The organism is Methanotorris igneus Kol 5 (genome assembly GCF_000214415.1).
In the GTDB taxonomy this organism is placed as follows: Archaea; AGJL01; Methanococci; order Methanococcales; family Methanococcaceae; genus Methanotorris; species Methanotorris igneus.
This window is the reverse complement of record NC_015562.1, coordinates 1,319,633-1,333,719: the sequence shown is the minus strand read 5'-3', so window position 1 is coordinate 1,333,719 and position 14,087 is coordinate 1,319,633. Positions and strand designations below refer to the sequence as shown.

Sequence of the window (14,087 nt, the reverse complement as noted above, 5' to 3'; positions counted from 1 at the left end):
GAAACTTTTAAAAAGTTTCATCAAAAAAATAAAAAAATAAACAAAAATTTTAAGGAAAAATTGATAAAAATAATTTTAAAACCTTAAATAGTCAAAATCTCAGTAAATTGATAAATCCAAATTTATAAAATTATCTTAAAATGCGTGAGATTCGCGATTAAAATTAAAAAATAAAGATAAAAAACCCTTTAAATCAAAAAAATAAAAACTTTCAACAAGGATAAACATTTGAAGTTTAAAAATCCAACTTAATAATTTTCCACTTATTAATGTTCAGGACTATAAAACTACTTACTTTTTACCCTTCTTCTTTTTCTTTTTTAATGTTTTTACACCTTTAGCAGTTCCAACCAAAACTTTATCCACTTTTGTAAAGATACCGTTTTCAACAACCCCTGGGATACTGTTGAGTTCTTTTTCAAGTTTTTCAGCATTATCTATATCCATACTAACATCTATAATCATATTTCCATTATCAGTGATGATAGGACCTCTTTTCCTCTCCCCTAACCTTATTGTTGGATTTCCTCCCATATTTATAAGTTCCTTAATTACTACTGAATAAGCAAAAGGCACGACTTCTACTGGTATTGGGTATTTCTCACCTAATTTATTAACCAATTTGGATTCATCAACAATAACGACAAATTCCTTTGCAGAATAGTCAACAATCTTTTCTTGTGTATGGCAACCTCCCCCGCCTTTTATTAAATAGAGTGTATCCTTTTCTACCTCATCCGCTCCATCTACTGCTATATCCACATCATACTCATCGAGAGATACCAAAGGAACACCATATTGTAACGCCAACATCCTCGCTTCAAATGACGTAGGTACACCAAAAACAGTAAGTTCTTCCTCTTGTATCCTCTTACCAAGCTCCATAATAAAGAGCCCTGCTGTTGAACCTGAACCTAAACCAACAACCATCCCATCCTCTATTAATTTTGCTGCTTCTTTTGCAACCAATGACTTTGCATTTTCCATAATATCACCATGATTATTTTTGTTCGTTTTAATTGATTACTTTGGAATTTTAATATCACTTTAGTTTCCCAATACTTATTAATGTATCTTATTTAAAATCAGATTAAATATGACATTAGAATTTAAAATTGTTTGTAATATTCATTCGTCGAGAAACTATGCCATGCATTTATTTTTATAATTTTTCGTTTATAGTGCAAATTTGAAATATACTGTTGGTAAATTTTTAATGATTGTAGAATTATTTCAAATTCTAATGAAGGATAACGACTATTTAAAAATTCATTAACGTATAAATATAATGGCAAAACCCAAAGGGTTTTGCCGCATATATTTCGCACACAACTATAAATAGACAATACATTTAAATAAAAAATACATAATTACAATACTTTTGTAATGTCCGCATTTCTATTTTATACTACCTAATAAATACTGACCTAACTATCAAAGTGGCACAGTTAAATTTAAATAATACATAATTAAAACTTTGATAAGCTAATTATAGTTAACTGGAGATAAAATGAATGATGCAAAGACACAACTCGAAGCCATTAGAAAACGAATTGATGAGATTGACGAGGAATTGATAAAACTAATGGCTGAGAGAACGAATTTTGCAAAAGATATTGCCATGTTAAAAAAAGCTTTAAATATGCCAATAAATGACAGTAAACGAGAAAAAGAAGTTTATGAAAAAACACGAAAATTATGCAACAAATACAACTTTGATGAAGAAATTGGCGTAAAAATCATTAAAATACTCGTTGAGCATAATAAAGCTATACAATCTAAATACCTAAAAAAATAAAAATTATTAAACAAATATACTCCATGCAAAAAATGCACAAAATCATGAGGGTGATACATTGGGAAGGATTAGGCAATCATTCATAAAGAGAATTGGAGACGAGTTAATTGAGAAATACAAAGACAAATTCACAACAGACTTCGAGACTAACAAAAAAATTGTCCAAGAAGTAGCATTAATTTCCACAAAAAGATTAAGAAACAGAATTGCAGGATATATAACCCACAAAATGAAACAAATGAGTCAATAAAGAGGAGATTTTTATGCGAGGGGTTTTTCCTGCAATTATAACCCCCTTTAAAAATGGGGAGATTGATTTTGAAGGATTAGAAAAGAACATAAATTTTTTAATTGAAAATGGCGTTAGTGGGATTGTAGCCGTTGGAACAACAGGAGAGTCCCCTACGCTATCCCATGAAGAGCACAAAAAGGTTATAGAAAAAGCCGTAGAAATAGTAGATGGAAGAGTAACAGTTATTGCAGGAGCTGGCTCCAATTCCACAGCAGAGGCAGTTGAACTTTCACAGTTTGCAGAGGATGTTGGAGCAGACGCAGTATTATCAATAACTCCCTATTACAACAAACCAACACAAGAAGGGTTAAAAAAGCACTTTGGAACCATTGCAGAAAGCATTAACTTGCCTATTATCCTCTACAATGTTCCATCAAGGACAGCAGTAAACTTAGAGCCGTCAACAGTAAAATATTTGGCAGAAGAATACAGCAACATAACAGCAATAAAAGAGGCAAATCCAAACCTCTCACAAGTATCAGAGATTATAAGGGAATGTAATATAACAGTCCTATCTGGAAATGATGAGCTCACTTTACCAATCATCGCCCTTGGCGGTAAAGGAGTTATTAGTGTCGTAGCAAATATTGTCCCAAAAGAGTTTGTTGAAATGGTTGATTATGCATTAAAGGGAGAGTTTGACAAGGCAAGAGAGATACACTATAAGCTATACCCATTAATGAAGGCAATGTTTATTGAAACCAACCCAATCCCAATAAAAACTGCTATGAACATGCTTGGAATGCCATCTGGAGAGTTAAGACTGCCTCTCTGCAAGATGAAGGAAGAAAATAAGAAAAAGTTGGAAGAAGTTTTGAAAAACCTTGGGCTTTTGAAATAATTGGTGATTTTGATGGTTGATATCGAAAAGATAAAAAAAGAAGCAGATGAAATTATTAAAGAATTTTCAAAGGTTCTTGAAAGTTTTGAATTGGATGAGGAAGAAACCTACTACATCCTTGATACAAAAAATGTTTTAAGAACTGACGATGAACCATCTTTAGATGAAAACTTTAGAGATGATGTTTTAAGCATAGCTCCAAAAACAAAAGACGGATACGTTGTTGTTGAAAAGGGTAAGTGGAGCAATTAACCCATCCAAAAAGTATTTGCAGTAGGAACGTCTAAGAGGGGATGTTGAGTACAGAGAGGCATCTTATCTGTTCCAAACCGAAAAATTTGGGTAATGAAATCCCGAAAGATTTCATCTTATTGATCAAACTTTTAGTAAAAGTTTGAACTTAAATATATAAATATCAGTTCAGTAAATTAAACATAAAAACCAAAAACTAAAAGGAGGCTGGGACTATAAAGAGGAGTTCAAGAAGATGGAAGAAAAAAGGTAGAATGAGATGGAAATGGTACAAGAAGAGATTAAGAAGAATGAAAAGAGAGAAAAGACAGAAGAAATAATTAAAACTCCTATTTTATTTCGATTTGTTGTACCTTATCTTTTTTATAATTAATTTCAATTGTTTTGTATAGTTTTATAAACAACATAATTGAAATATTTATATATTTAAATACAATTGTCCAATAAATAATGGAAAACAATAATAAAAAACTAAGATCAAAAATAATAAGATTAAATTAGAGCAGCATGTTTATTCCTTCCATAACTGCCATTACAGACGCCATTATAATATCTCCGTGGGACTTTCTAACCTCTACGACCTCACTTCCTCTCCTCAACTTAACAACAACCTCTATCAACGCATCAGTTCCTCCACTCATTGCCTCAACTCTATATTCTTCCAACCTTATATCTGCAACTCCACTTATTGCCTTCTTAACTGCATTTATTGCAGCGTCAACTGGACCAACACCATAGGACGTCTCTATTAAATGTTTGTCCTCTCCAGCAAAGTGCAATTTTACAGACGCTATTGGGGTTATTTTATTTCCAGATACAACAGTCAATTCATCCAATTTTATTTTTTCCTCTGCATGTTTTCCAGTAACTTCGTTAACTATTGCTTTCAAATCAATATCAGAGATATATTTTCCTAAATCCCCAAAGTGCTTAACTTTCTCATATATTTCATTTAATTGCTCTTCACTTACCTCTATTCCCATTAAGTTGAGTTTATACTTCAATGCTGCCCTTCCGCTGTGTTTCCCAAGTATAATTCTCCTTCTATTACCAACAAGTTCTGGCTGAATTGGTTCATAAGTCTGGGTATTCTTGATTAACCCATCAACGTGTATTCCTGCCTCATGAGCAAATGCATTATCTCCAACTATTGCTTTATTTGGAGGTACTGGAAGTTTCATTAATCTTGAGACTACCCTTGAGGTTTCGTAAAGTTTCTCTGTTTTTATATTTGTTTCATAACCATAGAGAACTTGCAATGCCATAACAACTTCTTCTAAGGAGGCATTTCCTGCCCTCTCTCCTACTCCATTCACAGTAACGTGGCACTGCACTGCCCCTCCTCTGATGGCACAGACAGTATTAGCAGTAGCCATCCCAAAATCATTATGACAGTGCACTGAAATTGGAACTTTTATATGTTCTTTTAATGTTTTGAATAATTCTATGGATTTTTCTGGGGTTAATACACCAACAGTATCACACACGCAAACCCTATCTGCCCCTAATTCTATACCTTTATTAAACAACTCGATTAAGAAATTCACATCACTTCTTGTAGCATCCTCTGCTGAAAGCTCTACAATCAACCCATGGTCTTTTGCATATTCAACAGCATTTGCAGCACATTCCAGTGTTTCTTGTGGTGTTTTTTTAAGCTTATATTTCATATGGATGTCTGATGTTGGGATTACCAAATGAACGCTATCTACATCACATTCTAATGCAGCATCTATGTCTATTGGCAATGCCCTGACAAATGAACATATCTCAGCATTTAAATTTTCTCTTGTAATTAACTTTATCCCTTCTCTTTCTCCTTTTGAAGTTATGGCACTTCCTGCCTCTATAACATCAACTCCTAACTCATCCAGCTTTAGTGCTATCTCCAATTTTTCATTTGGAGTTAATGAAACCCCTGGTGTTTGTTCTCCATCCCTTAAAGTTGTGTCAAATATTCTAACCTTCATAAAAATCACTTTAAATCTTTTTATAGTTGAGATATATGGAGAGTATAGGTGTTTGCGGAATTTTTATCATTTAGTTGAGCATAATAAAATTTTGAAAGAGATGATTATAATCATAGTCGTGTGCGGAATATATACGGCAAAACCCTTTGGGTTTTGCCATTAATTTTTTATTTATACGTTAATGAATTTCCAAATAATTGTTATTCATTCATTAAAATTTAGAATGATTGTACAATCCTTAAAAATTTACCAATAGCATATTTCCAAATTATACGGCAAAACCTAAAGGTTTTGCCAAATAATGTATCTAAGAGGCATTGCTGAGCGAAGCGAAGCAATGCATCCCATTTTGATGAAACTTTTTTTAAAAGTTTCGATGAAACCTTTTTAAAAGGTTTCATTATGAATTTTTTCTGTTTCTCCGTTATTTTTATGAATTTTGTTTGTGTAATTCTTATAGTATTTTGCGTATGCCCTATTTGAAAACACTTTTATAAATATATCTACAAATGGAAATGTCAGAATGAATAGGGCAATAATTATAACCATAAGTAATTTACTAACAAACCAAAGTGCTACTCCAAACATAACCACAACTAATATATATAAAATTATTATCACAAATGATATGACAGCTATTGCAAATAAAACACCTACATACTCAAAGGACATCATCCTTATTATCTCTCTAAGATAAAAAAATGCAAAAAACCTATCCTTTGCCACAAAATTCACTGTTGCCAATGGGATTATCAGCCATGCAACTAACGAACATATTATGGAAATTATATTGTCAAGAATGGAGATTATCAGTGAGTTATTAAATACATGTATTATAGCAAATAAATAACTTGGGATATTTATTAATATGCTGAGTATTGAAACACCCACCATATATAAAAACCCTTTTTTAATCATATCTAAGAAGTTTTCCCATTCTGGAAGTTCATTTTTATCATTCAACGTATACTTAATTATTTGCATATAATAGCCAGAAATGACCAATGAGCACAACAATCCAACTAAACTAAATCCTCCCCCTAAAATTACTCCCAATACCCCAAAAACTTGTAAATGTTGTATATTTTCAGGCATCATATGTGGCATTATTCCCAAAATTATTAAAAACATTCCAAACAAAATACTTATCATCCCAACTAATAATATAACGCCCCCAACAAACAATTTTTTTGTATCCGATAGAGCATATTTCAAAGGTTCTTTTATATAACTCTCAAAAAACATAACAACCACCAAAAAATACTTTAAATATAATAATAATGATTATGATTTTTGTGCTATATTTACTTTGTGCTTATTATGATTAATAGCTGTGCGTTAGAAAATTTGGCAAAATCCAGGGGATTTTGCCGTATAATTTTTAAGATAGAACAATTGCAATTAACGACAAAACTATGTTTTGCCGTATATATCAAAGATTATTTGGTGAATATAATGGTAGTAGTAATGAAATTTGGAGGAACATCCGTAGGGGATGGAAAAAGGATAAGGCACGTAGCAAATATAGTACTAAACAAAAAGAAAAAAGAAAATAAAGATGTAGTTGTAGTTGTTTCTGCGATGAGTCAAGTTACTAATTCATTGGTGGACATTTCAAAGGAAGCATTGGATATAAAAGATATTGAAAGGATAAACAAATTCATAAAAGATACCAGGGAAAAACACTACAAGGCCATTGAAGATGCAATAAAAAGTGAGGAAATTAGAAATGAAGTAAAAAAAGTAATAGATGAGAGAATAGAAGAATTAGAGAAGGTTTTAATAGGAGTCGCTTACTTGGGAGAATTAACCCCAAAATCAAAAGATTACATCCTATCATTTGGTGAGAGGTTATCTGCCCCAATATTGAGTGGAGCAATTAGGGATTTAGGAGAAAAATCAGTATTCTTAACTGGTGGAGAAGCGGGAATTATAACAGATGACAATTTTGGATGTGCAAAAGTTGTAAAATTGGAAGTAAAAGAGAAACTCTTGCCGTTATTAGAGAAGGGCTACATCCCGGTTGTAACTGGTTTCATTGCATCTACTGAGGATGGAAGAATCACAACATTTGGTAGAGGAGGAAGTGACTACTCAGCAGCAATTATTGGTTATGGATTGGATGCAGAGATTATTGAGATATGGACTGATGTTAGTGGTATCTTAACAACTGATCCAAAAATTGTCAAAAATGCAAGAAGAATTCCAAAAATTTCATATATCGAGGCCATGGAATTAGCATACTTTGGTGCTAAAGTTTTGCATCCAAGAACTATTGAGCCTGCAATGGAAAAGGGTATTCCAATATTGGTAAAGAACACATTTGAGCCAGAAAATGAAGGAACCCTAATAACCAATGATTTAGAGATGAGTAACAGTATAGTCAAAGCAATAACAACAATAAAAAATGTTGCATTGATTAATATCTTTGGGGCAGGAATGGTTGGTGTTAGTGGCACTGCAGCAAGAATATTTAAGGCATTAGGCAAAGCAAACGCTAATGTGATTTTAATTTCCCAAGGTTCCTCTGAAACAAACGTATCCATTGTTGTTGATGCAGAAGATGTAGAGAAGAGTGTCTATGAGTTGAAGAAGGAGTTCGAAAACTCTGGGCTTATAAGAGACATTAATGTAGATGAAAACGTGTGTGTTATCTCTGTTGTGGGAGCTGGAATGAGAGGTTCAAAAGGCATTGCTGGAAAGCTGTTTACTGCCGTTGCTGAAAGTGGAGCAAATATAAAGATGATTGCTCAAGGTTCATCAGAAGTTAACATCTCATTTGTTATTGATGAGAAAGACCTAATTCCGTGCGTCAAAAAATTGCATAAAACATTTATTGAAAATGTAGAGTAAGCGAATAATGTTATTAGCATATTTAATGTTTTAATGCTGGATTTCTTAATTTTATTATTTTTTATTTTCTTTTCTTACTTTTCTACGAGCGAAAAAATATTACAATTTTGGATATAAAAAATCAATTAATTCAAATATATAGATTATTAGATATACGAATTATCTTAATATTAAAAATAACACTATACCAAATTCTACAAACAAAATGTGGGCCAGAAGTTCTCGCTCATCACAAAAATCAGCCGGCCAATCACTCATCATCCCCACAAAACTATAGTTGTTCGTGAAATTATACGGCAAAACTGGGGTTTTGCCATCAATTTTTTACACTTATAAATATAATGAATTTTTTGAAAGGAGAATAAATCAGGAGTTTAATTATAAAAATGGACTATCCCACCTTTAAATTTATTAGCGGTTATAACCAATTATTAACGCGAACAACTATAATGATTCCTGAATCTTAATACATTATAAATGGCTAATTTTCGATATTTTTAATAAAATTAAAAGCATAATTATGCTAATTTTGAAATTTTACATGTGATTCGTTGCTCTTTCAAAAATTAATGGCAAAACAAGGTTTTGCCGTATAATTTTGTTGTAGTTGAATAATTAGCATGAATTCCGCAGACCTAAACCTTCTTACCAACAACTCCCAACGCCTCTTCAACCCTCTTAACATCAACAAAACCAACATTCCTCAATCTCTCCATAACACCCCTCTGCAAATCCTTGTGTCTATACTTTTTCCCAGGGTTGCCAACATAATGGAATAACCTTCCTCCCGGTTTTAAAATCCTATAAAGTTCCCTATAGAACTCCTCGCTATAAAGTTCTCCCGCCAAACTAAACCTTGGTGGGTCGTGAACAATAGCATCAAAGGTCCCATCCTCAAATTCTTTAACAACATCGAAGGCATTTCCCATCCTTACTTCTATATTTTTGTTTGTGAAGAGTTCCTCACTATATGGGTTTATTTTTGCAATTTCCAAAACATTTGGGTTCTTTTCTATGGTTATTACTCTTGCTCCTCTCTTAGCACATTCTATAGCCGTATACCCCAAACCCATACATGTATCAAGGATAAACTCCCCTTTTTTTGGTTTTATAGTGTTGATTTTTTCAAGTGTATCCTTGTAAGGATTTGTATCCTTTGTTCTGTGCATCCTTATACCATTAATCTCTATGGTTGGGGGAATTGTGGAAACAAGCTTATAATACCCATCATTAGATATTGCCGCCTTATAAACCTCCCCATCCCTAACAAAATAAACGGTGCTTTCATCTTTAGCTATTTTTTCCATGATACTTAAATCAATCTCACTGCCATCTGGAAACACTGCCTTATTATCCACAATCTCAACTACCCATGTTTTTGAAGTTTTTTCTAAATCAAGGTTAAGAGAGACGCTATTTTTTGCATTTAGTATTTTTTGTGCCTCTCTATATGTTATCCAAAACATAAAAATTACCTACTTTAATTTTTTATTTATTTATTAGGTATTAACTACTCTAATTACTTTTGAAAATATTTAGTTAACTATTTATACCATCACGATTTATAATCATTATTTATAATCATTTGTCATTTATATGTGTTGGTGGGATTATGGAACTTACCGTTATTCAAAAAGAGATACTCCAAGAGCTAATAGCAATATATAAAGAAAAAAATAGGGCTGTTAAAGGAACTGAAATCGCTATAAGGTTAAACAGAAATCCCGGAACTATAAGAAATCAAATGCAGGCATTAAGGGCTTTAAACCTTGTAGATGGTGTTCCTGGCCCAAAAGGGGGGTATGTGCCTACAAGTGAAGCATATAGGGTTTTAGGTCTTGATGAAGAAGAGGAGATAATTGTCCCTATTTACAAGGGGGATGAGAGAGTCGAAGGAGTTTCTGTTGTAAAAATTGAATTTGACACGGTTACACACGAAAAACACTGCTCATCTAAAATATACATAAGAGGAGACACAAAGAAATTTAATGTTGGGGATGTTTTAAAGATAGGTCCAACCTACCACAACAAAATCGTAATTATTGGTAAAGTTGTTGGAAGAGATGATATAAACCACATTCTCTTACTTGATGTCATGGGAGTTGCAAGTGTTCCAAATTTACTTGTTGGAGATGTGGGGATTAAGAAAAAACTCTACTACCTTAAGCCAGATGATACCATAAAAGACGCTGCTAAGTTGTTGGCATATAACAACATTAGTGGAGCTCCAGTAATGGAAGGAGATAAACTTGTTGGAATTTTAAGCCTCCATGATGTTGCATTAGCCCTTGCAGATGGAAAGGTTGATGAGAAAGTCGAGAAAATCATGTCAAAAAGACCTATAACCATCTCAGCAAAAGAAAAAATCTACAATGCCCTCTTAACAATGGATAAATATGATGTTGGTAGGTTAATAGTTGTAGATGACAACAATAAAGTCGTAGGTATTATAACAAGAACTGATATATTAAGGTTAATAGAAGGCGTGCTAACTCCAAATGTAATAAAAAAACTCTCAGATATGGAACCAAGTAAATGCAGTAAATGTGATACCCAACAAATAGAAACAGCGGCTAAACAATAAAAACAGAAAAATAACAGAACTCCCCACATTTTCATGACTTTCAACAGTCTGCACTAAAATTTATTATCCCACAACTTCTGCACTATTCAATAATGAACAACACAAAAAAATACAAAATATAATCTGTTTTATTTGAAAAAAAATCTTTGGCAAAATCCAAGAAATTTTGCCATAATAAGACATAAATCTTTTAGAGTTTATCGGTGGTGTATTTTAAATATTGATGCATATCAAATTTATCTTTAAAAAGTTTCATTATGGACTATAAACTTAAGGATTAACGTTTTTCATATATTGGTATCCCCAAGAACCGCTAATTAATCCTTTTTGTGCCAATTTTCCTAAGATCTTTAGTGTTTCTTTATCCAATGGTGTTGGGGAAGAATTCTCAAAGTAAGTCCCAGGCAACGGCATAAAGTAGTGGGCATGAACCTTTCCATTCTTCTTTATGATGTATTTTATTAGTTCTATGCTCTCTTTTCTGTGGTGTTCGTTCTCATTTGGAAATCCAAAGATAAAATCAACCTTTGGGATTAAGCCGTATTCAACGCATAGATCAATAGCATTTAAAACATCATCGACCGTGTGTCCTCTCCTTATATATCTAAGCATTTCATCACTACCACTTTGAGCCCCAAAATGGAGGTATTTGTTATCGCAATACTCAACTACAAGTTCAATAGTCTCTTTTTTAATGAATTCGGGCCTGACTTCTGATGGAAATGTACCGAAAAATAATCTTCCTTTAACTTTACTTAATTCTCTCAACAACCTCTCTAATTTTTCAATATTTGGTTTTAATCCATCTTTTGAACCATAACAAAATGCATTTGGTGTTATAAACCTCAAATCTCCCATATTTTTAACAAGCTTTACAATATTCTCTATACTCCTATGCCTAACTTCTTTACCAAAAATTTGAGGAGTTTGACAAAATCTGCAGTTGAAGGGGCAGCCTCTTGTTATCTCAATTGGTGTCATTGGATAAATTTCATTATATTCATCCAAATTCTTAACTCTCTCTCCAATAATAATCCTTTCTTCAATTTTTTCTTTTTTTAGTTTGTTTATTAATTTTGGTAGTGTTATCTCTCCTTCTCCGACAATTACATAATCAAATCCCATATTTATGGCATCTTTTGGATTTCCAGATGGATGAGGACCACCCGCAATTAAAATTGGCTTTTCTAATTCTTTTTCTTTTTTTATCTGAATTATTTTATTTATTTCCTCCAATACATTATCTCTCTGCATGGTCATGAACGAATATATTAAAATATCCAAATCTTCAATATTACTAATTAGTTTGTTAAAGTCCTTGAATAATTTCCCACCAATTAATGGGTAGAGCTTTGAGACACTGTATCTATTTTTTGAAGTTAATCTAAATCCAATATTCAAATTGTGGTCGTTTGCGTTAGATATTGGACACACCTCCAAGAAATTTTATTGAAATTATAGTCAGTGACAAAAGGTAATAAAATTAATAAGGTAAAAATGACTACCTTCCATTAGGAAGGTAGTCAAATATTCCTTATTTAATTCAGAAAGTTTTGTCACTGACTATATAAAGCGTTATTTCAATTTAGGGACAGCTAATATTTATTTTTGTATTTTGAAATGTATGGTTTTTAGCAATTTATTAAAATTTTATGGCCTGCTTACATCCACTACGCAAACAAATATAAATCACAAGATTTAATAATAACCAAAACCTAAATATATACAATAGAAACTTTGATTCCTTTAAATTTTAGGGGGTGTTTTATGGCGAAGAAATCTGCTACACTACATGTTAAAGTATATTATCCAGGAGTTGTCTTAGAAAGGGATTTTGATTTTGATGTAGTTGCTAAATTAAAAGAAAAGTATTTGAGATATCTCGATACAGGTAGGGCAAATGGGGCAATATTGTATAATCATGAACAAAAGAAATTCGCAATTATAGATCTAAAAAAGTTTGTGCATTAGAGATTGAGAAGACATTGATATTTATGGGTGATTATGAGAAGAAGTGGGAATCATTTTATAGGGAAGAATACTGACACTCACTGCTTTGTAATATTATTGTTTTGTTATTGTATTAATTATTAAGGGTGATACTATGCATAGAGTAAAAACAGGTATTCCTGGAATGGATGAAATATTACATGGTGGAATCCCAGAAAGAAATGTAGTCCTTCTTTCGGGGGGACCAGGGACTGGAAAGAGTATTTTTTGTCAGCAATTTTTGTTTAAAGGTATTGAGGAATATGATGAACCAGGAATTTTAATTGCATTAGAGGAACACCCCGTCCAAATTAGAATAAACATGGAGCAGTTTGGTTGGGATGTAAGAAAACATGAAAAGGAAGGGAAATTTGCCATAGTGGATGCCTTCACATCTGGAATAGGCAGTGCGGCAAAGAGAGAAAAATACATCGTTAGAGACCCAAATGATGAAATGGAACTGATAGATGTTATGAAAGAAGCGATAGAGGAAATTGGGGCTAAGAGGGTTGGAATTGACTCTGTAACTACCTTATATTTAAACAAGCCGATGATGGCAAGAAAAACCGTATTCTTATTAAAAAAGGTGCTTGCTGGTTTGGGATGCACGGCGTTGTTTGTATCTCAAATTTCCGTTGGGGAGAGGGGGTTTGGAGGTCCTGGAGTAGAGCATGCAGTTGATGGTATTATAAAGTTGGATTTGGATGAAATTGATGGGGAGTTGAAGAGGAGTTTAATTGTTTGGAAAATGAGGGGGACATCCCACTCTATGAGAAGACACCCATTTGAAATAACCAATAAGGGAATTATCGTCCATTCAGATAAGGTCTTGAAAATGTAAATTTCAAAAATAATAAAAAACTTAAAGAATTAAACAAAAACATTATTAAATAACTACCAAATAAAAAATAGAATATGAAAAACAAAAATGGGATAAGTAAAAAGTTGGGGGGATTTTCATGGAAGTACCAATAGTACCAAAAAGTAGAAGAGAAATACACCAATTAGAAACCATGTTGTTACTTGGAACATTACTCCAACCAAAGGTTTTAGAAATTATTAAAGACCCAGTTGAGAAATTAACATGGGTAGATTCATTGGCAGTAGCATCTGGAGCATTGGCAAGAGAAAAGGCAGGGATGACAGTTAGTGAAATAGCAGAAGAACTTGGAAGAACAGAGCAAACTATAAGAAAACACTTAAAAGGAGAAACTAAAGCTGGAGAATTTGTAAAAGAAACATACGAGCTCTTGAAAAAAGGAGAGTTAAAGTTGGGTGATTTAGAGGCACAAGTAGAATTAATATCTGCCGAAGAGAAAATTAAAAAGTTGGAAGAGGAAGTTAAAGAACTTGAAGAACAGAAAAAAACCCTGGAAGAGAACTTAGGCAAAGTTAAAGATACACTCAAAAAGTTGTTGGATGAGCTGTAAAGTAATTTTGATCTTATTTTTTGTATTTTTAGTTTATCTAAATAAATTATATTTTTGCTCTTTTATTTTTTAGTTAAG

14 protein-coding genes are annotated in these 14,087 nt (G+C 32.5%); 9 read left to right on the top strand and 5 right to left on the bottom strand.

The window, feature by feature from the left end; translation table 11 throughout:
• Positions 1-291: 291 nt before the first annotated feature.
• Positions 292-987: a ribose-5-phosphate isomerase RpiA gene (gene rpiA / locus METIG_RS06650; RefSeq protein WP_013799456.1), complete on the bottom strand. Its 696-nt coding sequence runs from the start codon at positions 985-987 to the stop codon at positions 292-294.
• Positions 988-1,510: 523 nt separating this feature from the next.
• Between rpiA and METIG_RS06645 the strand changes: the two genes are divergently transcribed.
• From METIG_RS06645 to gatC, 4 genes are read left to right on the top strand one after another with little or no spacing between them, the layout of a single operon-like run.
• The gene (locus METIG_RS06645) at positions 1,511-1,798 is read left to right on the top strand and encodes a chorismate mutase (protein ID WP_013799455.1); all 288 of its coding nucleotides are present in this window, start codon (positions 1,511-1,513) and stop codon (positions 1,796-1,798) included.
• 58 nt (positions 1,799-1,856) lie between these two features.
• Positions 1,857-2,048, top strand: coding sequence for a 30S ribosomal protein S17e (locus METIG_RS06640; RefSeq protein WP_013799454.1), 192 nt, complete (start codon positions 1,857-1,859; stop codon positions 2,046-2,048).
• Between the two features lie 13 nt (positions 2,049-2,061).
• The gene (dapA, locus tag METIG_RS06635; RefSeq protein WP_013799453.1) at positions 2,062-2,931 is read left to right on the top strand and encodes a 4-hydroxy-tetrahydrodipicolinate synthase; all 870 of its coding nucleotides are present in this window, start codon (positions 2,062-2,064) and stop codon (positions 2,929-2,931) included.
• Positions 2,932-2,943: 12 nt separating this feature from the next.
• Positions 2,944-3,183 (top strand): Asp-tRNA(Asn) amidotransferase subunit GatC, encoded by a 240-nt coding sequence (gatC, locus tag METIG_RS06630; protein ID WP_013799452.1) that lies wholly within the window; start codon positions 2,944-2,946, stop codon positions 3,181-3,183.
• A gap of 497 nt (positions 3,184-3,680) precedes the next feature.
• On the opposite strand, the gene METIG_RS06625 is transcribed toward gatC, so the two are convergent.
• Both METIG_RS06625 and METIG_RS06615 read right to left on the bottom strand, forming a co-directional pair.
• Entirely contained in the window at positions 3,681-5,153 is a 1,473-nt protein-coding gene (locus METIG_RS06625) for a 2-isopropylmalate synthase (RefSeq protein WP_013799450.1), read from the bottom strand.
• Positions 5,154-5,540: 387 nt separating this feature from the next.
• Entirely contained in the window at positions 5,541-6,398 is an 858-nt protein-coding gene (locus METIG_RS06615; protein ID WP_013799449.1) for a DUF4013 domain-containing protein, read from the bottom strand.
• A gap of 210 nt (positions 6,399-6,608) precedes the next feature.
• Here METIG_RS06615 and METIG_RS06610 point away from each other — a divergent pair, with 210 nt between their 5' ends.
• Entirely contained in the window at positions 6,609-8,006 is a 1,398-nt protein-coding gene (locus METIG_RS06610; protein WP_048055567.1) for an aspartate kinase, read from the top strand.
• Positions 8,007-8,641: 635 nt separating this feature from the next.
• On the opposite strand, the gene METIG_RS06605 is transcribed toward METIG_RS06610, so the two are convergent.
• A complete protein-coding gene (locus METIG_RS06605) occupies positions 8,642-9,472 on the bottom strand; it encodes a class I SAM-dependent methyltransferase (RefSeq protein ID WP_013799447.1) in 831 nt (276 codons plus the stop codon).
• A 146-nt stretch (positions 9,473-9,618) separates the two neighbouring features.
• On the opposite strand from METIG_RS06605, the gene METIG_RS06600 reads away from it, so the two are divergent.
• Positions 9,619-10,590 carry a CBS domain-containing protein gene (locus METIG_RS06600; RefSeq protein ID WP_013799446.1) on the top strand — a complete coding sequence of 324 codons (972 nt, stop codon included), beginning with the start codon at positions 9,619-9,621 and terminating at the stop codon, positions 10,588-10,590.
• Positions 10,591-10,860: 270 nt separating this feature from the next.
• Here the strand turns inward: METIG_RS06600 and METIG_RS06595 are convergent, their stop codons facing one another.
• A complete protein-coding gene (locus METIG_RS06595; RefSeq protein ID WP_013799445.1) occupies positions 10,861-12,024 on the bottom strand; it encodes a TIGR04013 family B12-binding domain/radical SAM domain-containing protein in 1,164 nt (387 codons plus the stop codon).
• Positions 12,025-12,357: 333 nt separating this feature from the next.
• Between METIG_RS06595 and METIG_RS06590 the strand changes: the two genes are divergently transcribed.
• The 3 genes from METIG_RS06590 (at position 12,358) to METIG_RS06580 (ending at position 14,009) form a co-directional block, all read left to right on the top strand.
• Entirely contained in the window at positions 12,358-12,561 is a 204-nt protein-coding gene (locus tag METIG_RS06590; RefSeq protein WP_013799444.1) for a hypothetical protein, read from the top strand.
• A 133-nt stretch (positions 12,562-12,694) separates the two neighbouring features.
• Positions 12,695-13,420: a KaiC domain-containing protein gene (locus METIG_RS06585; RefSeq protein WP_013799443.1), complete on the top strand. Its 726-nt coding sequence runs from the start codon at positions 12,695-12,697 to the stop codon at positions 13,418-13,420.
• A 118-nt stretch (positions 13,421-13,538) separates the two neighbouring features.
• Positions 13,539-14,009: a helix-turn-helix domain-containing protein gene (locus METIG_RS06580; protein ID WP_013799442.1), complete on the top strand. Its 471-nt coding sequence runs from the start codon at positions 13,539-13,541 to the stop codon at positions 14,007-14,009.
• Positions 14,010-14,087: the final 78 nt, after the last annotated feature.

What these genes read in the sequence shown, in the direction of transcription:
- rpiA (WP_013799456.1), bottom strand. Translation starts at nt 987, where the DNA reads ATGGAAAATGCAAAGTCATTGGTTGCAAAAGAAGCAGCAAAATTAATA.
- METIG_RS06645 (WP_013799455.1), top strand. Translation starts at nt 1,511, where the DNA reads ATGAATGATGCAAAGACACAACTCGAAGCCATTAGAAAACGAATTGAT.
- dapA (WP_013799453.1), top strand. Translation starts at nt 2,062, where the DNA reads ATGCGAGGGGTTTTTCCTGCAATTATAACCCCCTTTAAAAATGGGGAG.
- gatC (WP_013799452.1), top strand. Translation starts at nt 2,944, where the DNA reads ATGGTTGATATCGAAAAGATAAAAAAAGAAGCAGATGAAATTATTAAA.
- METIG_RS06625 (WP_013799450.1), bottom strand. Translation starts at nt 5,153, where the DNA reads ATGAAGGTTAGAATATTTGACACAACTTTAAGGGATGGAGAACAAACA.
- METIG_RS06615 (WP_013799449.1), bottom strand. Translation starts at nt 6,398, where the DNA reads ATGTTTTTTGAGAGTTATATAAAAGAACCTTTGAAATATGCTCTATCG.
- METIG_RS06610 (WP_048055567.1), top strand. Translation starts at nt 6,609, where the DNA reads ATGGTAGTAGTAATGAAATTTGGAGGAACATCCGTAGGGGATGGAAAA.
- METIG_RS06605 (WP_013799447.1), bottom strand. Translation starts at nt 9,472, where the DNA reads ATGTTTTGGATAACATATAGAGAGGCACAAAAAATACTAAATGCAAAA.
- METIG_RS06600 (WP_013799446.1), top strand. Translation starts at nt 9,619, where the DNA reads ATGGAACTTACCGTTATTCAAAAAGAGATACTCCAAGAGCTAATAGCA.
- METIG_RS06590 (WP_013799444.1), top strand. Translation starts at nt 12,358, where the DNA reads ATGGCGAAGAAATCTGCTACACTACATGTTAAAGTATATTATCCAGGA.
- METIG_RS06585 (WP_013799443.1), top strand. Translation starts at nt 12,695, where the DNA reads ATGCATAGAGTAAAAACAGGTATTCCTGGAATGGATGAAATATTACAT.
- METIG_RS06580 (WP_013799442.1), top strand. Translation starts at nt 13,539, where the DNA reads ATGGAAGTACCAATAGTACCAAAAAGTAGAAGAGAAATACACCAATTA.